Annotated in this window: 18 protein-coding genes and 3 pseudogenes; 11 read left to right on the top strand and 10 right to left on the bottom strand. The window is 69.0% G+C overall.

The window, feature by feature from the left end; translation table 11 throughout:
- Nucleotides 1-80: 80 nt before the first annotated feature.
- Together IE325_RS47220 and IE325_RS14815 are read right to left on the bottom strand one after the other, a co-directional pair.
- Nucleotides 81-641 (bottom strand): annotated as a pseudogene (locus IE325_RS47220) (transposase); the annotation flags it as partial.
- 219 nt (nt 642-860) lie between these two features.
- Nucleotides 861-3,668 carry a DNRLRE domain-containing protein gene (locus tag IE325_RS14815; RefSeq protein ID WP_190070305.1) on the bottom strand — a complete coding sequence of 936 codons (2,808 nt, stop codon included), beginning with the start codon at nt 3,666-3,668 and terminating at the stop codon, nt 861-863.
- A 470-nt stretch (nt 3,669-4,138) separates the two neighbouring features.
- Between IE325_RS14815 and IE325_RS14810 the strand changes: the two genes are divergently transcribed.
- The 6 genes from IE325_RS14810 (at nt 4,139) to arfA (ending at nt 13,090) form a co-directional block, all read left to right on the top strand.
- Nucleotides 4,139-5,134: a LacI family DNA-binding transcriptional regulator gene (locus tag IE325_RS14810; RefSeq protein ID WP_229911823.1), complete on the top strand. Its 996-nt coding sequence runs from the start codon at nt 4,139-4,141 to the stop codon at nt 5,132-5,134.
- 109 nt (nt 5,135-5,243) lie between these two features.
- On the top strand, nt 5,244-8,210 hold the full coding sequence (locus tag IE325_RS14805; RefSeq protein ID WP_190070303.1) for a glycoside hydrolase family 2 TIM barrel-domain containing protein: 2,967 nt from the start codon (nt 5,244-5,246) through the stop codon (nt 8,208-8,210).
- A gap of 66 nt (nt 8,211-8,276) precedes the next feature.
- Entirely contained in the window at nt 8,277-9,587 is a 1,311-nt protein-coding gene (locus IE325_RS14800) for an ABC transporter substrate-binding protein (RefSeq protein ID WP_190070302.1), read from the top strand.
- Nucleotides 9,588-9,687: 100 nt separating this feature from the next.
- On the top strand, nt 9,688-10,668 hold the full coding sequence (locus IE325_RS14795) for a carbohydrate ABC transporter permease (RefSeq protein WP_190070301.1): 981 nt from the start codon (nt 9,688-9,690) through the stop codon (nt 10,666-10,668).
- On the top strand, nt 10,665-11,543 hold the full coding sequence (locus tag IE325_RS14790; protein WP_190070300.1) for a carbohydrate ABC transporter permease: 879 nt from the start codon (nt 10,665-10,667) through the stop codon (nt 11,541-11,543). The genes IE325_RS14795 and IE325_RS14790 overlap by 4 nt, the downstream gene beginning before the upstream one ends.
- A 47-nt stretch (nt 11,544-11,590) precedes the next feature.
- Nucleotides 11,591-13,090 carry an arabinosylfuranosidase ArfA gene (gene arfA, locus IE325_RS14785; protein WP_190070299.1) on the top strand — a complete coding sequence of 500 codons (1,500 nt, stop codon included), beginning with the start codon at nt 11,591-11,593 and terminating at the stop codon, nt 13,088-13,090.
- 554 nt (nt 13,091-13,644) lie between these two features.
- Here the strand turns inward: arfA and IE325_RS14775 are convergent.
- The gene (locus tag IE325_RS14775; protein WP_190070298.1) at nt 13,645-14,892 is read right to left on the bottom strand and encodes a DUF418 domain-containing protein; all 1,248 of its coding nucleotides are present in this window, start codon (nt 14,890-14,892) and stop codon (nt 13,645-13,647) included.
- 214 nt (nt 14,893-15,106) lie between these two features.
- Between IE325_RS14775 and IE325_RS14770 the strand changes: the two genes are divergently transcribed.
- Nucleotides 15,107-15,319, top strand: coding sequence for a hypothetical protein (locus IE325_RS14770; protein WP_190070297.1), 213 nt, complete (start codon nt 15,107-15,109; stop codon nt 15,317-15,319).
- A 76-nt stretch (nt 15,320-15,395) separates the two neighbouring features.
- Nucleotides 15,396-15,563, top strand: a pseudogene (locus IE325_RS46070) (ABC transporter ATP-binding protein); the annotation flags it as partial.
- Nucleotides 15,564-15,608: 45 nt separating this feature from the next.
- On the opposite strand, the gene IE325_RS14765 reads toward IE325_RS46070, so the two are convergent.
- The 5 genes and pseudogenes from IE325_RS14765 to IE325_RS14745 form a co-directional block, all read right to left on the bottom strand.
- Entirely contained in the window at nt 15,609-16,727 is a 1,119-nt protein-coding gene (locus IE325_RS14765; protein ID WP_190070296.1) for a sensor histidine kinase, read from the bottom strand.
- On the bottom strand, nt 16,724-17,383 hold the full coding sequence (locus IE325_RS14760; RefSeq protein WP_190070366.1) for a response regulator: 660 nt from the start codon (nt 17,381-17,383) through the stop codon (nt 16,724-16,726). The genes IE325_RS14765 and IE325_RS14760 overlap by 4 nt, the downstream gene beginning before the upstream one ends.
- Nucleotides 17,384-17,739: 356 nt before the next feature.
- Complete coding sequence (locus IE325_RS14755; RefSeq protein ID WP_190070295.1) at nt 17,740-18,453, bottom strand: NADPH-dependent F420 reductase; 714 nt, start codon at nt 18,451-18,453, stop codon at nt 17,740-17,742.
- Nucleotides 18,454-18,475: 22 nt separating this feature from the next.
- Nucleotides 18,476-19,507 carry an LLM class flavin-dependent oxidoreductase gene (locus tag IE325_RS14750; protein ID WP_190070294.1) on the bottom strand — a complete coding sequence of 344 codons (1,032 nt, stop codon included), beginning with the start codon at nt 19,505-19,507 and terminating at the stop codon, nt 18,476-18,478.
- A pseudogene (locus IE325_RS14745) lies at nt 19,500-20,554 on the bottom strand (LLM class flavin-dependent oxidoreductase). The gene IE325_RS14750 and the pseudogene IE325_RS14745 overlap by 8 nt, the downstream one beginning before the upstream one ends.
- A gap of 112 nt (nt 20,555-20,666) precedes the next feature.
- Here IE325_RS14745 and IE325_RS14740 point away from each other — a divergent pair.
- The 3 genes from IE325_RS14740 (at nt 20,667) to IE325_RS14730 (ending at nt 22,845) form a co-directional block, all read left to right on the top strand.
- The gene (locus tag IE325_RS14740; RefSeq protein WP_190070293.1) at nt 20,667-21,140 is read left to right on the top strand and encodes a MarR family winged helix-turn-helix transcriptional regulator; all 474 of its coding nucleotides are present in this window, start codon (nt 20,667-20,669) and stop codon (nt 21,138-21,140) included.
- Between the two features lie 148 nt (nt 21,141-21,288).
- Nucleotides 21,289-22,239 (top strand): NmrA/HSCARG family protein, encoded by a 951-nt coding sequence (locus IE325_RS14735; protein ID WP_190070292.1) that lies wholly within the window; start codon nt 21,289-21,291, stop codon nt 22,237-22,239.
- Between the two features lie 132 nt (nt 22,240-22,371).
- The gene (locus IE325_RS14730; RefSeq protein ID WP_190070291.1) at nt 22,372-22,845 is read left to right on the top strand and encodes a MarR family winged helix-turn-helix transcriptional regulator; all 474 of its coding nucleotides are present in this window, start codon (nt 22,372-22,374) and stop codon (nt 22,843-22,845) included.
- A gap of 65 nt (nt 22,846-22,910) precedes the next feature.
- On the opposite strand, the gene IE325_RS14725 is transcribed toward IE325_RS14730, so the two are convergent.
- On the bottom strand, nt 22,911-23,282 hold the full coding sequence (locus IE325_RS14725; protein ID WP_190070290.1) for a DoxX family protein: 372 nt from the start codon (nt 23,280-23,282) through the stop codon (nt 22,911-22,913).
- 97 nt (nt 23,283-23,379) lie between these two features.
- Nucleotides 23,380-23,895 (bottom strand): carboxymuconolactone decarboxylase family protein, encoded by a 516-nt coding sequence (locus IE325_RS14720; protein ID WP_229911814.1) that lies wholly within the window; start codon nt 23,893-23,895, stop codon nt 23,380-23,382.
- Nucleotides 23,896-23,945 lie beyond the last annotated feature (50 nt).

The raw sequence follows: 23,945 nt of genomic DNA, 5'->3' as shown, positions 1-23,945 counted from the left end.
CTGATGCGCGCCGGTTTCGTGCCGCGGTGACAGCCCGTCGAGGGTCTGTCCAGCCGATGATGCAACTCGGGTGATGTGAGTTATCGGCGGCCGGCGGAGAGTCGGCCGCCGAAGGCGATGCCGAAAGCCTGCAGGGCGGGCTTCCAGCGCATGGTCCAGCGTTTGCGTCCCTGGCCCGCGGGGTCCAGGCTCATGATGGCCAGGTAGACGCATCTGAGGGCTGCGGCCTCGTTCGGGAAGTGCCCACGGGCGCGGACGGCTTTCCGTATGCGAGCGTTGACCGACTCGATCGCGTTGGTAGGAAGGGCGTGAGCTGCGCCCAGGCGTTCTCCCAAAGCCGCACAATCGCCGGGTACTTGGCGCGCCATTCCTCCTGGAACTCCAGGAACCGGTCCTCCGCCGCACTCGCTGTCGGAGCCGTGAAGAAGCGCTTGAGCGCGCGGGAGATCTTGCCCCAGTCCTGGCGGCCCGCACAGCGGAACCGAGATGGAGTCGGGCAGGCTTGAGCCCGTCACAGACGACCATGCACACTCGGCGCCTTCGCCGCCGTCGCCGGCCCACAGGCCGAGGACGTCGCGCGTGCCGTCCACCGTGACCGCCAGGGCGACGTAGAGGGGCCGGTTGGCCACCTGCCCGTCACGGTCCCGCGGCACCGTGAGCTCCACCGGGCCGACGGTCTTGGACCGGGTACCGTTGCGGCTGTTTGCCGCTGCCAGGACGCGGCCAATGTCAGAAACGGACTTGACGCCCTCTTGCGTCGGCGACCGGACGAGGGCTTGGGCGGAAAGACTCAGTGGTGGACGGCGGAGACGGACGGTTGTGGCCGGCCCGCCCCCGAGGGGCGGGCCGGCCACGCGTGTCTACGGGGTCACGGTGATCGCGGGCGCCATCTCGGCGGTCGCGTTGGTGAGCTTCCCGGAGCCGGTGGCGCCTTCCGAGCTGACGAAGCGCAGCTCGTGGTTGGTGCCCCCCGCGTTGCCCACGGCGAACAGAAGCGTGGACTGCTTGGCCGCATAGGCGTTCTGGACGAAGGACGTGATGTCGACGGTTATGTCGCGGCCGTCGATGGCGTTGCCCTGATGGGTCCCGCCGCCCTCGGGGACGATGGTCGAACCGAGGGTGAAGGTGGCCGACTTCGCGACGGAGGAGTTCGTGGCGGTGAAACTCGGCCGGTTCTGCCAGGTCATGGTGTCGACCGGGCAGGAGGTGCCGCCGCCGGTGCATGTGGTGGCGCTGACGGGTTGTACGAGCAGTTGGTCGGTGTCGGTCGACGGGACCGACGAATAGCGGTGGCCGACGTAGGTGAGACGGAGTGTCGCCTGGCTCGGTGACCTGGTGAGGCTGCCGAGCGGGAACTGTATGTAGGAGAGCTTTCCGTCTCCGGATCCCGTGGTGTACTGCTCGCCCATCAGACCGACCCCGGTGTTGCGGGTGATGAGGGTCAGGTCCGAGGAACTGTTCTTGGCCTGGTCACCCGACCACGCGCCCACCCAGGTGTCACCGTCGGCGAGGGCTCCGGCCTTGACGTTCTGGGTCTGGCCGTTCGCGTCCGTGTAGGTGCTGGTCAGCGTGCCTATCCCGCTCGGCGCCAGCGGGAACTGGCTGGTGTATCTGACGAGCTCGCCGGCGACGCGCAGGTTGTTCAGCGTCACGTTCGTGGCGCCGTTCAACGGGCTGCTGTTCGTCTTCTGCTGGGAGAACCAGACGTTGTCGAGTTTGAAGGTGCTGATCGGGGTCTTGGTGTACGTGTACGTGGCGCCCGACCCGTCAGGGTTGGGGGCGAACCCGTAGGTCGCCTGGTCCTCGGCGGTGATGGTCTGGACGGATCCGTTGCCGCCGTTGAGCCTGATCGGTCCCGACCCGTACCGGGAGGTGTCGAACGAGCTGTTCTTGATCACGATGCTCGAGATACGCGGGTACGGCTTGGGGCTGTTCTGCGTGAAGATGCCGCCGGCCCCCTGCGAGATGGAGTTGAAGTTGTCGAACGTGTAGTTGTTGAGCTTGTATCCCCACGAACTCCATCCGATGCGGATCGAGTTGCCGGCACCGGCGGACCAGCTCAGCGTGTTGCTGACCGAGATGTTCTTCGATTCCGCGTTGTCCCAGTGGTAGCTGTCGAACCCGAGCTCGTCGGCGACGGCGTCGTGGGCGCCCACCGCGTTGGCATAGCCCTGGACGTCGGGGGTGGAGGTGCCGAGCTGGAAGTTGCCCCACACGCCGGCGGCCATCGGGGTGAATCCGTCGCTGGGGTTGTAGTGGCCGGAGGCGAACGCGTCGTCGTTGCCGAGGGTGAAGACGCCGTTGGCGGTGATGTCCTGGCCGCTCGCGAAGTCGATCCCGTCGATCCACGGCTGGGGGTACGGGGTGAGGGCCTTGATGTTGTTGAACGTCACCCTCTTGGCGCTGTGGGTCTCGTAGTTCCACTGCTTCGAGTCGCGCACGTAGGTGTCGTCGAACGTGATGTCCGACGAGTGCATGACCATGACGCCGCCCTGGTGCTGGCTGCGGTAGGCGTCGTGCGAGTCACCGACGCTGCGGGCGTTGTAGTTCGCCACGCCGTTGCCGTCGAACATGCCGCGGCCGTCGATCTCGATGTTGCTCGAGTTGATGATCCCGACCGCCGGCTCGAACGCCTCCATGTACCCCTGGATGCGGTTCTTCACCAGGGCGCCTTCGTCGGTGTAGATCCTCAGCTTGCCGCCCTTGAGCTTGCTGCCGTCCACACCGTTGACCAGGAGACCGGACGATATGTACGTACCGTTCGGGAAGTAGAGCGTGTTGAGCGCCGTGGGGTTGGCCTTGATGGTGTCGATGGCGGCCTTCAGGGCGTACGTGACGTCATTGGCGGCCATCGTCCGCACATTCGGGTACCGCACATTGACCGTGCTCGCGCTCACCAGGGTCCCGGCCGAGCTCTTCTGACCTGCGGGGATGGCGGTGCCGTTGACGGTCTTGCCGGCCATGGAGCTCGTCGTCGCGGCGGGAGCCTTCTGAGCCGTGCTGTTCGGGTGCGCCGCGAGGTACTTCGCGGCGAACTCCTGGAAGTTGAGGACACCGGTCTGCAGGTTGACGCCGGAACCGTCCGGTGCGCTCGTGGTGTTCGGACGCTGCGCCGGGTCCTCCAGAGGGTCGTTGATGACCGCCAGGTAGGGCTGTCCCGTCACGCTGGTCGAGTCGCCGTTGACCATCACGATCGCTTGGTTCAACCCGGCGTCGGCTGACATCTTGAACGTCAGGGTGTGCTTGTCCGCGCTCACCGAGACGCTGCCGGGCGGGTAGTAGCGCGCCGGGTAGACGTTCACCGTGTCAATCGTGGTGCTGGGCAGCGTGACCGTGATCGTCGGTGTCCGGGAGTCCGACGCGAAGCGCGCGACGTCGAAGTTGTTGCGGTTCGCGGTGTACCGCACAGCCTGGACGGGCGTGCCGGCGACTTGCACCTGGTACTTGGTGGACGCCTGGTCCGGGGACGTCGTCGTACCGCCTCCCACACCCGTCGGCGCGTACGGGTGGACGGTGGTGGCGGCCTGTGCGGGGACGGCGCCGGTGAGCATGAGGCTCGCCACCGCGATGGCGGCGCCGGCAGTGCCCGCGATGATGCGTCTCACGCGCGAGCTGCGTCGCGCCGGGGCGGGGTTCGGGTCGGCGTCGCCGCCGGCCGGTCTGATCATGTCTGTCTCTCCTCAGGACGAGACCTCTCCAGGTCTGTTCAGGCGCTCGCCGCCTGCTGGAGACGGCGCGGAGCATTCGCGATGCCTGCGGCCGGACCGCAGCCGTTGGGGGCCGTCGCGGCCGAGAGGACCAGCCCGACGCACCGAGCGCGGGAGCGCGAGGTGACATCGAGTGTTGTTGCGCGCGATCGAGTGTTGTTGCGCGCGGCGGGCCAGGGGGACACCCACCACATTGACCGATCCATGAGATCGACGTGGCGGGGACGTTACTGCCGCATTTCCGGAACCGTCAATGCTCCGCGCACTTCAAGTCGCGGAAACAGTCGTGACCCGCTCATGACGCCCTCACCGTGCTCCGTAACGGCTGCATCACGGCCACGGGGCGATGTCTTGCCCTCCTGCGACAGCCGCCCTACGCTGACGCCACTTTCGTGGATCGATAAAAGTTTCGGGGAGCCTACGTGGTGACAATGGCGGATGTGGCCGCGAGAGCGGGAGTCACCAAGCAGACCGTCTCCAACGTGGTTTCGGGCAAGAAGGTACGGCCGGAGACCCTGGCGAAGGTGAACAAGGCGATCGCCGACCTCGGCTACAAGCCGAACCTGGTGGCGCGCTCGCTGCGCACCGGCAGCACGTCGACGGTGGGGCTGTTCGTGCCGTCGGTGGCCAACCCGTTCTATTCGGAGGTGGTCGAGGAGGTGGAGAACCTCCTGGTCGGCCGCGGATACAACCTGCTGCTCGCCACGACGCGCGACGATCCCGACTACACCCGGGCCCACCTGGAGAACCTCGCCGCGCGCTCGGTGGACGCACTGCTGGTCGCCTGCGACAACGGCGTCGCACAGCAGATCCCGATGCTCGTCGAGGCCGCCTTCCCGGTCGCGCTGTTCGCCTGGGAGGGAGACCCGCCGACCACGCTGCCGGTGGTGTCCATCGACTACGAGCACGCCGGGTTCCTGGCCGGGCGCTACCTGAGGGATCTCGGCCACCGGAACGTCGCGGTGATCGCCGATCTCCCCGCGCACACGCCGCGCGTGGCCGGGTTGCGCCGGGCGTTCGCCGACGACGGGCTGGCCATCGACGACCACAAGGTGTTCGCCTGCATCAGGGACGACGCCGTGGGCGGGTTCGACGCGGGCCGTGCGGCGCTGGAGGCCGATCCGGATGTGACGGCGATCTTCGCCACCCACGACATCCTGGCCGTCGGTGCCGTCGAGGCGGTGGTCCGGTCCGGGCGGCAGGTCCCCGGCGACGTCAGCATCGTCGGCTTCGACGACATCGCCCAGGTCGGACAGATCCAGCCCGCGCTGACCACGATCACCGTCCCGAAGCGGGAGATGGCCCAGCAGGCCGTCGAGCTGCTGCTGCGCGCCGTCGACTCCGGCCGGCCGCCGACCAACGTCTTCACGCTGCTGCGCCCGACCCTGACCATCCGGGACAGCAGCGCACCGCCCCGGGCGACCTGACAGCACCTGGCACCGCTCGACCCGCGCGCCAGCCCATCAGTCGACGGCACGGTCCTGCCGGGCCGGCTTCCCGCCACCGCCACGAGTCCGACAGAAAGCACTTCTACTGATGAACGACCTCGACCCCAACGCCTACGTCGAAGACCGGTCGCCAGGCACCGGACGGCTGCGGCCGCGCGCCGCGTTCGCTTCCGACCTGCCCACGATCGCGCTCGACGGCGACTGGAGATTCCGACTGGCGTCAGGGCTGGACGACCTCACCGGGGACTTCGCCGCGCCGGACTTCGACGACACCGCCTGGGACCTGCTCGCCGTACCGTCCTGCTGGCAGATGACCGGCCTGCCCGGCGAGCCACGCTACGGTGCCCCCGCCTACACCAACATCCTGTACCCGTTCCCGGTCGACCCGCCGCGGGTGCCCCGGGAGAACCCGACCGGCGAGTACCGCCGCGAGTTCGACGTACCGGACGGGTTCCCGGCATCGGCTGCGGTGCTCCGGTTCGAGGGCGTCGACTCCGCGTTCGCGGTGTGGCTCAACGGGATCCGGCTCGGCGACGGCAAGGGCAGTCGGCTGACCAGCGAGTTCGACGTCTCCGCTGTTCTGCGGCCCGGCCGGAACGTACTCGCGGTGCGCGTGCACCAGTGGTCGTCCGGCAGCTACCTGGAAGACCAGGACATGTGGTGGCTGTCCGGGATCTTCCGGTCGGTGTCCGTGGCCGCCCGCGGCGTCGAGGACCTCTTCGTCCACGCCGCCTACGACCACACGACGGGGCAGGGCACCCTGGCCGTCGACGTCACCGCCCCTGCCCGGGTGTCCCTGTCGGTGCCCGAGCTCGGCATATCCGCCGCCGATCCGGCCGGCCCGCACGTGATCGACCGTATCGAGCCCTGGTCGGACGAGCAGCCGCGCCTCTATGCGGGGGAACTGGTCTCCGAAGCCGGGGAGCGGATACCGCTGCGCATCGGCTTCCGCACCGTGGCCGTCGTGGACGGCGTCCTGACCGCGAACGGCAGGCCGATCTCCCTGCGGGGCGTCAACCGCCACGAATGGCATCCGCTGACGGGGCGGACCCTGACCGAGGACACCATGCTGACCGACGTGCTGCTCATGAAGCAGCACAACATCAACGCGGTGCGCACCGCCCACTACCCACCCGACCACCGTTTCCTGGACCTGTGCGACGAGCACGGCCTGTGGGTGTTCTGCGAGGGCGACCTCGAGACGCACGGCTTCGAACCAGGCGGCTGGCAGCGCAACCCCAGCGACGACCCCGCGTGGCGCGAGGCCTACCTGGACCGGGCCGCGCGGCTGGTGGAACGCGACAAGAACCACCCCTCGGTCATCGTCTGGTCGCTCGGGAACGAGTCCGGCACCGGAGCCAACCTGGCCGCCGCGGCCGCGTGGATCCGACAGCGCGACGACAGCCGCCTGATCCACTACGAGGGCGACTGGGCGAGCTGCGCGTACGTCGACCTGTACTCGCGCATGTACATCGGCGTGGACGAGCTGTCCGCCGTGGGACGCGGCCAGGAGGCACCGACGGCTGATCCGGCCGACGACGCACACCGCCGCGCCCTGCCGGCCGTGCTGTGCGAGTACGGACACGCCATGGGCACCGGCCCCGGTGGGCTGTCCGAGTACCAGCAGGTCATCGAGGCACATCCGCGCCTGGCCGGTGGATTCATCTGGGAGTGGATCGACCACGGGATCACCCGGCTCACCGGGCGGGAGGACCCCCACTCGTTCTACGCCTACGGCGGCGACTTCGGCGAGGAGGTCCACGACGGCAATTTCGTCGCCGACGGGCTGCTCTTCCCCGACCGCACGCCGTCCCCGGGACTGGTCGAGTACAAGAAGGTCGTCGAACCGGTCCGGATCCGCATCCACCCGGCGACTCGGCAGGTCGACGTGCACAACCTGCACCACGTCCGCGACAGCGGCTACCTGGACTTCCGGTGGACCGTCGAGGACGGCGGCGAGCCTGTGGGCTCCGGCGGCCTCACCGTGCCCGCGACCGCTCCGGGCGCGACGACAACCCTCGCATGGCCCGCCGACGTCACCGCCGCGCTCGATGCGGCGCGCAAGAACGACTCCGGCCACGAGGTGTGGCTGACCGTGACCGCGGTGCTCGCCGCCGACGAGACCTGGGCCGGGGCCGGCCACGAGATCGCCTGGGCCCAGGGGCTGGTCGTGGCTCCGGCCGCCTCGCCCGTCCCGTTCACGCCGGCGCCGGCGATCGCCCACGACGGGTACATCGCACTGGGTCCCGCGCGGTTCGACGCCCGCAGCGGGGCGCTGATACGGCTCGGCGAGCTGGAGCTCGACGGTCCGCGACTGGACATCTGGCGGGCCCCGATCGACAACGACCTGCTCAACGCCTTCGGCGAGCCGCAGGCCGACGCCTGGTTCGCCGCCGGACTGCACCGGATGCGCCACGACGTCCTGAGTGTCGAGCCCGACGTGTCGGGACTCACGGTCATCGCCCGCCTCGCCGCCGCGGGGTCCTCGTCCGGCCTCGGCGTGGTCTACCACTGGACGGCCTGCGACACACCGCATGCGGACCAGGCCCGGCTCCGGCTGGAAACCGTCGTCACCCCCGACGGCCCGTGGCCGATGCCGCTGCCCCGACTGGGCGTCGCGATGTCGCTGCCCGGCACCGACGCCGACGTCGAGTGGTTCGGTCCCGGTCCCGGTGAGGCGTACCGCGACTCCCGCGCCGCGGCTCGCGTCGGCCGCCACCGGTCGACCGTCTCGGCGATGCAGATCCCTCAGGTCCGCCCGCAGGAGAACGGCAACCGCCACCAAGTCCGCCACGCCAGGATCACCACCCCTGGCGGCACCCTGCTCATCACCGGCGACCCGGTCATCGACCTGACCGTTCGTCCCTGGAGCACCGAAGCCCTGGCCGCCGCGGCCCACCAGCACGACCTGGTCCGCGACGGCAGTCTCCATCTGCACCTTGACCACGCCCACCACGGCCTCGGCAGCACAGCCTGCGGCCCGGGCCCCTCGGCACCGGACGTCCTGGCCGCGGTCACCACCGCGTTCGGCGTGGAGTTCGGCACCAGCCGGTAGGCGGGCCTTGCCCGCCCGCCCACCGGCAGTCCAGCAGTCAGCCCCTGTCACAGAAGGTTCCCTCACATGGACAGCACCACCATACGCACCCGCAGACTCCTCACGATCACCACCGCGGCGCTCCTCGTGGCCGGCCTCGGCGCGTGCAGCAGCACCGAGAGCACCTCCGACAACACGGAGAAGAGCCAGGCCGGGCCGGTGAAGATGGAGTTCTGGGGCTGGGCCGGCTACGAGAAGGTCGTCGACCAGTGGAACGCCTCCCACCCGGACGCCAAGGTCACCTTCAAGAAGATTCCGTCGGGCGGCACGGGCGGCTACACCCAGATCAGCAACGCGATCACCGCCGGCGAGGGCCCGTGCCTGGCCCAGATCGAGTACCAGGCCATCCCGTCCATGCTCGTGAAGAACACGGTCATGGACATCACGGAGTACGCGAGCGCCGACATGGCCAAGTACGCCCCGTCGGCGGTCTCCGCCTCCAGCATCGGCGACAAGATCTACGGAGTCCCGGTGGACGTCGGCCCGATGGTCCTCTTCTACCGCAAGGATCTGTTCGCCAAGTACGGCATCACCAAGCCGCCGGCCACCTGGGCCGAGTACAAGGCCGACGCCGAGAAGGTCGCCGCCGCCGATCCGAGCGTGAAGTTCGGCAACGCGCCCAGCGAGGGCAACGATCTGGCGGCCTACACCCTGCAGACCGGCCAGTCCTGGTACTCGGTCCAGGGAGACAGCTGGACCGTCAGCATCGACAACCCCGGCACCCGCAAGGTCGCCGAATTCTGGCAGGACTTGAAGGACAAGGGTCTGGTGTCGAAGTCCGGCAACGCCTGGGACCCGAAGTTCAACAAGGCCGCCACAGCCGGCAAGGTGCTGACGTTCGTCAACGCGTCCTGGGCCGCCGGCGGCATCAAGTCGGACCTGAAGGGCCTGTCCGGCAAGTGGAGGGTCGCCCCGATGCCGACCTGGGAGGCCGGCGACGGCAAGAGCTCCAGCAACGGCGGCTCGGCCACCTCGGTGATGACCGGGTGCAAGACGCCCCGCGAAGCCGTGAAGTTCGCCGATTTCCTGTCCAGTGACCCGCAGGCCGTGAAGACGGGCATCGAAAGCGGGCTGTACCCGGCGTCGAAGGCCGGACAGGAAGACCCGTCGCTCACGGGGGGTGACCCGTACTTCGGCGGCCAGAAGGTCGGTGACGTGTACAAGGCCTCCGCCGCGCAGGTGCCCAGCACCTGGACCAACGGCCCGACCTATCAGCAGGTCCAGACGGACCTCACCGGCGCCATGGGCAAGGGCACCCTGCCGGACGCGGTCACCGAGGTCCAGGCCTCGACGGTCGCCGCGATCAAGAAGCTCGGACTGTCGGTGACCAACGGCTGAGGCAGCGGGACTCCAGCCGCTCCGAAGGGTTCCCGCGGCCGCCCGTACCCGGCGCCGCGGGGACCCGCTACCTGACGACGAACCGCCCAGCGAGGTTTCCATGAGCAGTCCCAGCAGCACCCGGGCCGCGTCACCGCCGCGGCCGGCGCCCGCGGCCACCCGCCGCGCCTCCCCCGCCGGTCGGCCGCGGCGCACTGGCCGCCGCAGCGCGTTGACCGCGTCCGGTTTCCTGGCACCGTTCGCGGTGCTCTTCCTGACCATGATGGTCGCGCCGATCTGCTACGCGATCTACCAGAGCTTCTTCACCGTCCGCCGCGCCGGGCTGTTCGGCGGTACGCAGTCCACGGAGTTCGCGGGACTGTCGAACTACGTCGCCGCCTTCAGCGACCACGACTTCACCGCGTCGATCGTCCGGGTCGTGCTGCTGGGCTGCGTCCAGGTCCCGGTCATGCTCGGCCTGGCCCTCCTGCTCGCGCTCCTGCTTGACTCCCGCTCGGCCCGGCTGCGGAAGACCTACCGGCTCACGTTTTTCCTGCCCTACGCGCTGCCGGGTGCGATCGCTGCCTTGATGTGGTCGTTCCTCCTGGCGAAAGACCTCTCGCCGTTCACGGGACCGCTGTCCCACCTCGGGATCGACGTCGACTTCCTGTCGCCGTCGTGGGTCCCGTTCTCGATCGGGAACATGATCACGTGGGGCTGGACCGGCTACAACATGCTGATCATCTACTCCGCGCTGCAGACGATCCCGGCGGAGGTGATGGAGGCCGCCGCGCTCGACGGCTGCACCGGATGGCGCCTGGCGTGGGCGGTGAAGATCCCGCTGGTACGTCCCGCGCTGGTGCTGACCACGATCTTCTCCATCATCGGGACGGCGCAGCTGTACACCGAGCCGGCGGTGCTGGTCAGCGCGCGCATCCCGGGCGTCGACCCGAAGTTCTCCCCGATCATGAACGCGACCCTGGGCATGGACGTGGGCGGCCAGAACCTGGCCGCCGCCCAGTCCGTCGTGCTCGCGCTGATCACCCTCGTGCTCTCGTTCGGCTTTCTCAAGTACAACCAGCGCAAGGGAGCGATGGCATGAGCGTGATTTCGGCCGACCGACCGACCCGACCGGCCCGCCGCGGCACCGACATCGCGAGCAAGGTCGTCGTCAACGGCATGCTGGGCCTGATGGCCCTGTACACGCTGATCCCGCTGTGGTGGCTGTTCGTCTCCGCGACCAAAGCCTCGGGCTACCTCTATACCGGTACGCCGCTGTGGTTCTCCCACTTCGACCTGGTCACCAACATCAGAGACGTGTTCAGCTTCGAGGGCGGCATCTTCTCCACCTGGCTCGCCAACAGCGCGCTCTACAGTTTCGTCGGCGCCACCGTCGGCACCCTGCTGTCCGCGATGGCCGGCTACGCGCTGTCCAAGTTCAGCTTCCGCGGCCGGGAAAGCGTGTTCAACGTCGTCCTGGCCTCGGTTCTCATCCCGGCGCCGATGTTCGCCCTGCCGTTGTTCCTGCTCATGGCCAAGCTCGACATCACCAACTCCTACTGGTCGGTGCTGCTGCCCAGCTGTGTCAGCCCGTTCGGCGTCTACCTGTGCCGGATCTTCGCCGCGGCGTCCGTCCCGGACGAACTCCTTGAGGCCGCACGGCTCGACGGAGCAGGCGAACAGCGCACCTTCTTCCGGATCGCCCTGCCGCTGATGTCCCCGGCACTGGTGACCGTCTTCCTGTTCCAGTTCGTCGGCATCTGGAACAACTACCTGCTGCCCTCGCTCATGCTCAACACCCCCTCACTGCAGCCCGTCACGGTGGGCCTGGTGCAGTGGCGCGCGGAGTTCGCCAGCGGAGTGCCGCCGTTGCTGCCGATCACCGGTGCGTTCCTGTCGCTGATCCCTCTGCTCGTCGCCTTCGTCAGTCTCCAGCGGTTCTGGCGCAAGGGCCTGACCGCAGGCTCCGTCAAGTAGTGCGTTCGCTGCCCCACTCCCATCCTGAACTGCAAAGGACCACTGAATTGCCCCGGGCCAATATCAAGATCGACAAGCAGGCCGTCATCGCTCCTGTCCGACGCCGCACCTTCGGCTCGTTCGTCGAACACCTCGGCCGCTGTGTGTACACCGGGCTCTACGAGCCGGAACACCCGAGCGCGAACGACGAAGGGTTCCGTATGGACGTCGTCGCGCTCGTCAGGGAGCTCGGCAGCACGACCATCCGCTACCCGGGCGGCAACTTCGTCTCCGGGTTCCGCTGGGAGGACTCGGTCGGCCCGCGCGACAAGCGCCCGGTGCGCCGCGACCTCGCCTGGCACTCGCTGGAGTCGAACCAGGTCGGCCTGGACGAGTTCGCCCGCTGGCTGGGGCTCACCGACTCCGAACTGATGCTCGCGGTGAACCTCGGCACGCGGGGCATCCAGCCCGCCCTGGACCTGCTCGAGTACGCCAACCATCCCTCGGGTACGGCGCTGTCGGACCTGCGTATCGCCAACGGCACGCCGGAGCCGCACAACGTGCGCATGTGGTGCCTCGGCAACGAGATGGACGGGCCGTGGCAGACCGGCTTCCTGTCGGCCGACGACTACGGCAAGATCGCCGCCCGTATCGCCGCCGCGATGAAGATGGCCGACAAGGACCTCGAACTCGTCGCCTGCGGCTCGTCCGGGTCCGGCATGCCGACCTTCGGCGACTGGGAACGCACGGTGCTGGAGCACACCTACGACTACGTCGACTACGTCTCCTGCCACGCCTACTACCAGGAGCATGACGGCGACCTCGGCTCCTTCCTCGCCTCGGCGACCGACATGGACTACTTCATCGACACCGTCGTCGCGAGCGCCGACCACGTGGGGTACAAGAAACGCTCCAAGAAGAAGATCAACATCTCGTTCGACGAGTGGAACGTCTGGTACCAAAAGGAGCACCACGAGTCCGACGAGGTCAACGACGAGTGGCGGCATGCCCCCCGACAGTTGGAGGACGTCTACTCGGTGGCGGACGCCGTCGTCGTCGGCAACCTGCTGATGACCCTCCTCAAGCACAGCGACCGCGTCACCTCCGCATCGCTCGCGCAACTCGTCAACGTGATCGCGCCGATCATGACCGAGCCCGGCGGCCCCGCCTGGCGGCAGACCACCTTCCACCCGTTCTCGATCACGAGCCGGCTCGCCTCCGGCGAGGTGATCCGGCCCCTGATCCAGGCACCGGTGTACGACACCGCACGCCACGGTGAGGCATCCGTCATCGACGCCGTCGCCACCGCCGACGAGGACCGGGCCGCGGTCTTCCTCGTCAACCGTGACCTGCACGAGCCCGCGCAGGTCACGATCGACGTCCGGAGCCTCGGCTCGACGCACGTTACCGAGGCGGTCACGCTCGCCGACGCCGACGTGTACGCCAAGAACACGCTCACGGAGCAGAACCGCGTGACCCCGGCCCCGAACACGACCGCGAAGCTCGCCGACGGCGTGCTCACCGTCGAACTGCCACCGGTGTCGTGGACCGCCATCGCGCTTGGCTGAGTACCGCGACCGTATGACGGCGTCCGGTGTCGTCGTAACACCCCAGCTCAGGGGATGCAGGCGGTCAGGAAAGCAGAAAGTGCCCCTGACCAGCAAGAATGAGGATTGTCGAGTCACCCAGCACTGGCCCTGGACCTGCGAGATCACGGCCGCCCTCGAACGGCTCGCACTCCTGCCCAACCCCGGCTGACCAGCAACCTCCACCGTCCCAACGACAACATCGCCCGCCCCCGGCAGTGGAACCCGGCGCCCACCCGACGCGACAGTTGGGCCGCTGACCTGCCCACCATCAGCCCCGGAAAGCGAAAGGGCCCACCGACTCCGTCGGCGGACCCTCGCGAAAGTGGTCCGAGGCCAGGGTGTGGGCCAAACTCCACCGCCTGGTCCTGGACGAGCTCGGCTCGCATGGCGAGCTGGACTGGTCGCGATGCGCGATCGACTCGGTCAGCGTCCGTGCCCTCCTCATCGTCGACCGCAACGGCCTGGAGCGGTGGGCTGAGTCAGCCTGCACACGGCCTGGGTGGGACGTGGAGGTGTCCCACCCAGGCCTGGTGTCATCGGATGTGCTTCGTCGGCTTGGTGGCGGCGTTCAGCAGATACTCCAGGGGGCCTCGCCGGAAGAAGCGGGACCAGATCGTGGCGAACACGATCGCGCCGAGGACGTACATGATCAGCGGCGTCCAGGACTGCTGGGTGCCGGTCCCTCCGGGTGTGGACAGCACCGACTGTGCGATGAAGTGGCCGACATAGGCCGTCAGGGACATGGTGCCGACGGCGATGACCGGTTTGGCCAGGCGGCGCAGTCGCGTCAAGCGGTCCATCGCCACCGTGGCGCCCACGATCACGAGTATCGCCACTCCGACGCTGCCGATGATGTCGAACGTGGTGCCGCTGTGCGGTCCGGCCGTCAGGAGCAACGACGCCGGCATATCGGGGAACGATCCGCCGTCGGGGGGCATCGAACCGGAGCCGCCCGACGAAGACCCGCCTTCCGCGAGGCTGTTCAACGCGCTCTTGCCGGCCAGCAGCAGGGACATGCCGTAGGCGGTCACGGTGAGGGTGGCACCGAACGCGGCCAGGCGCCGCTGGACGGGTCCGGAGGCCAGGTCGAAGCGGGCCAGCGCCATGCCGGCGATCACGAACGACATCCACGTGAGCGCCGGGTAGAAGCCGGTGAGCAGCAGATCGAGCACTCCGACGCCGCTGAGGCGGTGGAGCGGGTCGTAGGCGTTGATGCTCTGCTGGACCGACTCGCTCAACAGCGAGTTCAGGGCGAACGCCAGCTGCGGTGTGACGAGCGCGAGCGCGGCCGCGGTGATCGCGAGTGTCCTGGCCGACAGGCGTACCAGGGGCAGGGCCAGGAGGAAGTAGACGCCGTAGAAGCCGAGGATGATCACGCCCCCGTACTCCATCGCCATCGCGGTGCCCAGCGCCAGCAGGATCACGGCGCGGATCGCGATACGGGCCTTCGCCTGCCGGCCCGCGAGGTCGGTCTTCGGCTCGAAACGGCCGGCGAGCAGCATCAGTGAGAACCCGGCGAGGGTGGCGAACAGGACCGATGAGTGACCGTCCGCCATGTAGCGGATCCAGCTGGCTACGCCGGTCGTGGCGGACAGCGGGGGGCCGATGTGCACGACATACATGCCGAACACCGCCAACGCGCGGGCCAGGTCCACCCCGACCAGGCGTCCCATCGATGGACCGGGCGAGGCCGACACGGCGGACTCGGGGGAGGTGCGGGGCTGCGGAGAGGAGTTCTCCTGAGGAGCTGAAGTCTCCTGCAGCGGCTGCGACTTAGTCATACGGAGAACCTCGCGTGGACGTCGAGGGCGGACCATCCGGCAGGCATCGGTAACACCCCCGCCGACCGGCGGGTACCGCCCTGCCGACCGGCGGAGCCTCGGCCTGGCCGGCCTCCGGCGCGACCGGGACGGCGGGCTCGTCCAGCCACTTGGCGGGGGTGGACCCGACAGTTGCCGGATGGGCGCGGGGGAGTTGGGCTTCCAGGCTGGGGGCATGACCCACCGTGCACGACACAAGGAAACCGAGGACTTCCTCGGAGCATCGGCCGACGTACCGGGCCGGGACGCCGCTGGCAGGGGCGAGTTCCTGGAGTTCCTCGGCCTGACGCTGGCGGCAGGCGCCTTCGTCCTGTTCGTCGTGCACCCTGAGGTCTCCGAAGCGTTGGTGCATGCCCTCGCCGCGAGGACAGCCGCGTTCGTCCACTGAACAGACACCTGCTCACACCCTGGTGCGCCGGCTCGCTGAGGCAGTGCCCGGCAGACCGCAGAAGACAAGGAATCTCGTGAACACCGCATCCGCCCCGACGACGGATGAAACCTCCCTGTCCGCCTGAGAGACGGTCAAGGCACTGTGAGCCTATGTCCGGCCGCACCGATGGGCCGTCGCCCTCGGCCTGCTGTGCGCCCTGGTCGGGGCGGCCGGGGGACTGCTGCAGCCGCTGGCCACCAAGACATGGGACGAGCTGAAGTGACGCGGCAACAACATGAGGGGTCGGTCAGTCCGAGCTGAGGGGAATCCGCAGCCGCACCTGGTAGCCGCCCTCCGCCGTAGGGCCCGCCTCCAGGGTGCCGTGCAGGATCTCGGCCCGTTCCCGCAGACCGACCAAGCCCTGCTGCGAACCGGGGAGGGAGAGGGAGGGACGTGTGGGAGGGGTGTTGGTGACGGTCACTCCGATGCCGTCGCCGTCCTGCCACAGCTCGACGCAAGCGGGGGCGCCGGGGGCGTGCTTGCGGACGTTGGTCAGCGCCTCCTGGACCGTACGGTAGAGGGCCCGTTGGGCCGGTGTGCCCACGCCGGGCGGCAGTTCACCCGACAACTCCACGTGAGTGCCGCTTGATTCCACCAGTTTGCGCAGGTCGGCCAGGGTGGGCTGAGGAGTCAGCTCGGTGGCGTGGCCGCCGGAGGCGCGCAGCAGTGTGACCATGGTGCGTAGTTCGTCGAGCGTGGTCACGCTCAGCGAACGGATCGTGCGGGCAGCCTCCTTGGCGTCCGCGTCCTTGGTGGCGACCTGGAGTGCCCCGGCCCGTACGGCGATCAGGCTGACCTGGTGGGAGACCACGTCGTGCATCTCGCGGGCCAGTTGGGCGCGCTCGCGGGCGAGTACGGCCTGGGCGTGCAGTGCGCGTTCGTGTTCCCTGGCCTCCTCGATCTCGACCAGCTGTCGCGCCAAGTCCCGACGCGTCTGGAGGAGTTGTGCGATGAGGACCGGTGCGGCGGCGGTCGCCAGGCCGTACACGAAGGTGACCAGCGTCATGGTCCGGCCGACCTCGTTGAGGCCGGCCAGGGGCCACGGAGTGCTGTTGGCGACGGCGGTCAGTGCCACACACACCGCGAGGAGCCGGCGATTGCGGGAGCGTTCGGCCAGCGTGAACAGCGCCGCGAGCGGAGCGACGGCGACGGGCTGCGTCAGCGCGATGGGCAGGGTGAGCAGGAACACGCCGAGCGGGAAGCGGCGCCGGAAGGCCAACGCCGTGCAGCCGAGCGTGGCCAGCGCGACACCGAGGCGCGTGTCGTCCCACAGGTTCAGCCACACGTCCACGGCTGCCGCCATCACCAGGACGAGGTCGACGACCGGAGCGGGCACACGCTCCCACAGGGCGCGGAGGCGATTCATCGACCGGCCTTCGACCGCGGGTGCTCGTCGAGCAGACCCGCCCGCTGCGCCAAGAGCGCGGCCTGCACCCGGCTGGTGACCCGAAGTTTCGTGAGGATCGCGCTGACGTGGTCCTTGACCGTGCCGACACCCAGGTGGATGCGCGCACCGATGTCGGCGTTCGACAGGCCCTCCGCCACCAGAACGAGCACGTCACGCTCGCGGGCGGTCAGCAGCAGGACGCGGGCCGCCTCCTCGTCGACGGCCGCCTCGACGCCGGGGTGGCTGTGCAGCAGGGTCCGGGACGCCTTGGGGGACAGCACCACGCCGCCCGCGGCCAGGGTGCGTACCAGGTGGGCGAGTTGCTCGGGTTCGGTGTCCTTGAGCAGGAAACCGGCCGCGCCGGAGTGCAGCGTGGTCAGGATGTACTCGTCGGCGTCGAATGTCGTCAGCATCGCCACCACCGGAGGGTTGGGCATCGTTCGCAGCTCGCGCAGAACGGTGAGTCCGTCGACGTCCGGCATCCGGATGTCCAGCAGCACCACGTCGGGCCGCTCCCGGCGGACGGTGTCGACGGCGTCACCGCCGCTCGCTGTCGCGACGACCACGATGTCCTGCGAGGCGCCCAGAATGAGTTCGAAGCCCGAGCGGACCAGTGCCTCGTCGTCCACCACCACTACCCGGATCACGCGCTCCGCCCACCTTCGTTCATGCCGCCCGGCCCATGCCGCCTCGACCCTAAAGCCCTGCGGAGCACCGGCGGCCCGACGAGCGGAAGCTCCAGCCACACGGCGGGGTAGCACCCACCAGTCGGCAGGGTCAGCACAGCCGCCTGCCGTTCCTCAGCACGTGGGCCAAGCGACCCGTCGACGGGTGAGCCAGGAGTGGGCCGGCTGATCGGGCTGGACCTGGCCCGCGGCGTGGCCGTCTTCGGCATGTACGCGGTCGCCAAGGCCCCTAAGTAACGGGCGGGGGACGACGTACTCCGAAGCGGCCCCAGGCCACGAACATGACGCGTCAACCGGCGCTGGGGTCAGGCCGCGTTTTCCGTCGCCCGGACGGCGTCCCGAGCGCCGTTCACGGCCCGCCCGCGCTCCGACTCCGGGAAGCGCAGGAGCATGGCGCGCAGCTCTCCGGCGCCGACGTTGGCACCGAAGGGCTCGGTGCCGGGTTCGAGCCGTATGCCTTCGGCGAGGGGGCCCGCCATGACGGGATCGAATCCGACCGCGTTGACCAGACGTGCCACCGTGGCGAGGTCGTCCGGGGCGTCACCGGCGATCGCGATCGCCTTGCGGCCCGGCGTCCCCACGGGCTGAGCCCCGTCCTCGAGATCGTGGTAGCCCATGTGATTGAAGGCCTTGACCACTCGCGAACCGGACAGATAAGCCTGCACGATCTCGCTCGACGAGGTCAGCGGGTCCGTGAGGTCCTCGCGGATGCCGTCGACCTCCCACCAGTAGTTCATGGCGTCGATGACGAGCTTGCCGCGCAGCGCTTCGGCGGGGACGCTGCGGTACTTGCCGAGCGGGAGCGCCAGGACGACGACGTCCGCCTGCGACACGGCTTCGGCCGCGGTGACCGGTTGCGCGCCGGGCGTGAGGACTTCGACGGTGAGGGCGATCCTGCCGGGGTCTCCTGACCCGGCGATCAGCACCCGGTAGCCGGCGGCCACCGCCAGGCGTGCCAGCACGGTGCCGACCTTTCCCGCGCCCAGGATGCCGACGGTGCGTACGGCGTTGGTGTCCATGTCGTCTTCTCCGTTCACGGTGTCAGCTCGCGAGGAGGTCGCGGACCATCGGGATGACCTTGGTGCCGTACAGCTCGACCGTGCGCAGGCGGGCACTGGCCGGCTGGGAGCCCGTGGTGTAGACGAGGTCGAACCGGCCCACGTCGAGCGTCTTGAGGGTGGCCGCCATCTTGCGGGCGACCGTCTCGGGCGAGCCGATGTAGAGGGAGCCGTGCGCGATCTCGGCCTCGTACTCCTCCTTGCGGACCGGCGGCCAGCCGCGCAGGGCGCCGATCCGGTCCCGGATGACCTTGTAGTGCGGCCAGTGCAGCTCCCTGGCCTCCTCGTCGGTGTCGGCGATGAAGCCGGGGGAGTGCATGCCGACCGGGTGGGCGGTCGTGCCGAACTTGTCGGTGGCCCGCTGGTAGAGGTCGATGTACGGCGCGAAGCGCTCCGGACTGCCGCCGATGATGGCGATCATCAGCGGGAAGCCGTAGCGCGCGGTACGGACGACCGACTGCGGCGAACCGCCCACTCCGACCCAGGTGTTCAGGTGCCCGGACTCCGTCTTGGGGAAGACGTCGGCGTCCTCCAGCGGGGCCCGCTTGGTGCCGCTCCAGGTGACGGGCTTCTCCTTGAGGAGTTCGGCGAACAGCTCGATCTTCTCCTCGAACAGCACGTCGTAATCGGCGAGGTCGTACCCGAAGAGCGGGAACGACTCGGTGAAGGAGCCGCGTCCGAGGATGACCTCGGCCCGGCCGTTCGAGAGCGCGTCGACCGTCGAGAACCGCTGGAAGACGCGGACCGGGTCGTCGGAGCTCAGCACGGTCACGCCGGAGCCCAGACGGATGCGGTCGGTGCGCGTGGCGATGCCCGCCAGGACGGTCTCGGGGGAGGAGATCGCGAACTCCGGGCGGTGGTGTTCACCGAGGGCGATGATGTCGACGCCGACCTGCTCCGCGAGGACGGCCTCCTCGACCACCTGACGGATGGCCTGTGCGTCGGACACCGGGTTCCCCGAGTCGTCCTGAGGGACATCGCCGAACGTGTCCAGACCGAAGACGAGATCAGACATGGGTGGGCTCCTTCGTGAGCAGTTCCTTGACCCGCGGGGCGACTTCGCGGCCCAGCAGCTCGATCGAGCGGGCGCGGGCCTCGCGGGGGAGATCGATGAGGTCGTACTTGAGATCGAAGCGGCTGAGCCGCAGGTCCCGGGCCATCGTGGCGATCTTGCGCGCGACGGTCTCGGGGGAGCCGACGAACAGCGCGCCCGTGTCGACCTCCGCGAGGTAGCGCTCCCGCGTCGGCCTGTAGAAGCCGCGCTCCTCGGCCAGGGCGGCCACGAGCGGCTTCCAGTACGTCCACCAGGTCTCGACCGCCTCCTCGTCGGTGTCCGCGATCAGCCCCAGCGAGTGCTGTGCGACCGGCTGCCCGGGGTGCCCGAACTGTTCCAGGGACCGCAGGTACAGCTCGACGTGGCCGGCGAAGCGCTGGGGGCGCCCGCCGATGATGGCCAGCATGAGCGGCAGGCCGTAACGGGCCGCGCGGACCACGGAGTTCGGGGTGCCGCCCACGCCGATCCAGGTGGGGATGCCACCGGACGGCATCCGCGGATGCAGCCGCTGCTCGACGAGCGGCGGCCGGAACTTCCCGGACCAGGTCACCCGCTCCTCGCGCTGGAGGCGCATGAACAGGTCGAGCTTCTCCTCGAACAGGTCCTCGTACTGGGCGAGGTCGTAGCCGAACAGCGGGAACGAATCGGTGGCCGACGCCCGCCCCAGGACGAGCTGGGCCCGGCCGTTCGAGACGGCGTCCAGGGTCGAGAACTCGTGGTTCAGCCGTACGGGTCATTCGTGCTCAGCACGGTCACCGCGGTGCCGAGTCGGATGCGCTCCGTCGCCGTGGCGATCGCCGCGAGCAGGACGGGAGTGGCGCTGTCGTTGTGGCCCGCGCGGTAGTGCTCGCCGACGCTGAACACGTCGATCCCGACGGACTCGGCGAGCCGCGCCTCCTCGATCAGGAGGCGCACCGTCTCGGCGTCACTCAGGGTGCGGCCGCCGTCGGTCGCGACCTCGCCGAACGAGTTGAGCCCGAACTCCAACCCGAACTCTGTGGCCGTCATGGGGCTCCTCCTGGCTGCGTTCACCAAACGCCGGACGCTCACGTCGGCGACTTGTTGACGCGTCAATCATTACCGAACATACTTGATGTGTCAACCATGGAGGAGTGGGGCCATGACCGAGCGGCGAAAGGCATTTCCGACCAGCGAGGAACTGCGTATCTGGCGGGATTTCATCGAGACCACGGAGGCGCTACGGGCCGAGCTCGCCTCGCGCCTGCAGGCCGAGTCGTCCCTGTCGCCCGGGGACTATGTAGTGCTCCTCGCGCTGAGCGAGGCGGAGGGGCGCCGGCTGCGTCCCTCGGAGCTGGCGGCCCGCATCGGCTGGGAGCGCAGCCGGCTCTCGCACCAGGTTCGGCGCATGGAGCGGCGCGGACTCGTCCGGCGCGAGGAGTGCGCCGTCGACAGCCGGGGCGCCGAGGTGGTGCTCACCGACGAGGGCGCGGCGGCGTTCGCCAACGCGTCCCGGCCGCATCTGCGGGCGATCCGTGAGCTGTTCGTCCATCCGCTCAGCGAGGACGACCTCGCGGCGACCGAGCGGATCACGTCCGCGCTGCGCAACGGGCTGATGGCGGGGCGTGGCGCCTGAGGGCCCGGAGTCGGAGCGCGGGCGACCCGACGACACCCACGCCCCCCGAGCGCGTCGACCGCATCCGCCCCAAAAAGTTGACGCATCAACCTGGACCTGCTTTGGTTGACGTATCAATCGCTTTCTCTCCGGAACAGGGGTAGCTGGCATGAGTGAGAAGAAGGTCATCGCGGTAGCCGGAGCCACGGGTGCGCAGGGTGGCGGCGCCGCACGGGCGATCCTGGCCGATCCGGCTTCGGGCTTCACGGTGCGTGCGCTGACCCGGAATCCCGACTCTCCGGCCGCCAAGGAGCTGGCCGGGCTCGGTGCCGAAGTCGTACGGGCGGACTTCTACGACGAGCCCTCCGTGCACAAGGCGTTCGAGGGCGCGTACGGCGCGTTCCTGGTCACCAACTTCTGGGCGCACGGCTCGGCGGCCAAGGAGACGGAGGAGGTCGAGGTCCTGGTCCGGGCGGCCAAGGCCGCCGGGCTGCGGCATGTGGTGTGGTCGACGCTGGAGGACACCCGGGAGTTGCTGCCGCTGGAGGACGAGCGGATGCCCGTCCTCCAGGAGAAGTACAACGTGCCGCACTTCGACGCCAAGGGCGAGGCCAACGAGCTGTTCCGGCAGGCCGGGGTGCCGACGACCTTCCTGAACACGACCTTCTTCTACCAGGGCTTCCTTTCGCAGTTGGGGCCCAAGCGTGCGGAGGACGGTGTCCTGACGATCACCCTGCCGTTCGAGGACGGCAAGCTGCTGTCCGGCGTGGACGTGGACGACATCGGCCGCACCGCCCTGGCCATCCTCAAGAACGGCGAGCGGTTCATCGGTCACACCGTGGGCCTGGCGGGCGACCATCTGACCGGCGCCCAGTACGCGGAGAAGATCGGTGCGGCCCTCGGCGAGCCGGTGCGCTTCCAGTCGGTGCCCTACGACGCCTTCCGCTCCTTCGGCGTGCCGGCGGGTGACGAGATCGCCAACATGTTCCAGTACTACGGCGACTTCGACCAGGAGTTCACCGGTGCCCGCGACCTGGACGGGATCCGGGAGATCCACCCGGAGCTGAAGAGCTTCGACACCTGGCTGGCCGAGAACGCCGCCAACATCCAGGTCGGCTGACCCGACGCCGCCGACGCGCACGACCCTTCATCCCGGCAGGCCGCTCCGGCCCGCCGGGATGACGGCGTTTCCGGAGCTGTCGGGGGCGTTGAGGATGTTTGGTGAACTGTCAACTACGTTTACACTTCCCCCATGGGAGAGCAAGAGAAAGTGCGGTGGCTGACAGCGGAGGAGCAGCGCGCGTGGCGCGGCTTCGTCCGGCTGCACGAGCGCCTCGGCGGGCGGCTGGGGCGCATGCTGCAGTCGGAGTCGAACGTGTCCGCCGCGGACTTCGCCGTGCTGGTCCATCTCACGGACACGCCCGACGGGCGGCAGCGGTACCAGGACCTGGCCCGGGCGCTGGAGTGGGAGAAGAGCCGGATGTCCCATCACATCGCCCGGATGGCCGGCCGGGGCATGGTGGTGCGCGAGGAGTGCCCCGAGGACGGACGAGGCGCGTTCGTGGTGATCACGGACACGGGGCGGGCCGCCATCGAAGCAGCCGCCCCGCGCCATGTCGAGGCCGTGCGCGAACTGTTCATGGACCATGTCACGCCGTCGGAACTGCGGGTGCTGGCCGAGCTCTCCGAGCGTGTCATCAGCAAGTTGGACGAGGACCAGGCCTGATCCCGGGGAACCCGTGACACCCTGTCGGGGTGTACCGCCCCGGCCTGGGCGGGACTCGCGCGGACTCACATGGCCAGTCCCAGAGTCACCGCGGTGGCCACGGACAGGGCCATGAGGATGACCGGGCTCAGGGCGTTCTTCCGGGCGGCGGGGTCCGCGTAGTCGCCGGCCTTGAGGTGGAAGACCACCGCCCCGATCATGGTGACGGTGAAGCCTATGGCGGCCGCGATGCCCAGCGGCTGCCAGAAGAGCCCGATGATCAGGCCGCCGGCGGCGGCGGCTTCGGCCAGCCCGATGAAGCGGACGAAGCCCGCGCTCAGCCCCATGTGCGCCTGCAGCGCGGCGGGGACGTCGCCCTTCAGCAGCGCCTTGGGGGCACCCGCGCCCGCGGAGACGAAGGCGAGGAGCACGCTGAGAACGGCGGCGGTGATGTACATGGATCGGTTCCTTCCGAACGGCCCGCGTCGGCACTGAGGGCCGAGAGTCTTGGTTGATGTGTCAACATCGGACCTTAGAGAAGATTTAGATGACCCGTCAATCAAGTGCTGCGACGGGCGCGGGCGGTGCCTGGCGAGGCGTCTGTACGGGGTGCTTGCTCATGATCGATACGCGGTTGAACGCGCCGATGGTGATCGCCACCCAGATCGCGGCGGAGATCTGGTCCTCGGTGAGAATCTTCTGGGCGGTCTGGTAGGCGGAGGTCTGTGCGGCGGCGTCAGTCGGATCGTTCGTCGCCTCGGCCAGATTCAGCGCCGCGCGCTCCGCCGGAGTGAACACGTCGGTATCCCGCCAGGCCGCCAGAACGCCCAGTCGCTGTGGCGTCTCGCCCGCGCGCAGGGCCTTCCTGGTGTGCAGGTCGAGGCAGTAGGCGCAGCCGTTCAGCTGGGAGACGCGGAGGTTGATCAGCTCCACCGTGGTGTGGTCGAGCCCCGCCTCGGCGGCCGTAGTACGCACCGCTTCCGCTGTCTGCGCCAGGGCGCGGAAGGCCTCGGGGCTCTGCTTGTCGATGAAGATCCTCCGGGCGGCGGATCCGCTGGTCTGCTCGCTCACTTCGCGCCTCTTTCTGTGCCATCGGCGAACGCCCCTCGGGTGGGTGCTGT

This window comes from Streptomyces lanatus (assembly GCF_014655715.1).
GTDB classification, from domain to species: domain Bacteria; phylum Actinomycetota; class Actinomycetes; order Streptomycetales; family Streptomycetaceae; genus Streptomyces; species Streptomyces lanatus.
This window is presented reverse-complemented; position numbering and strand designations above follow the sequence as displayed.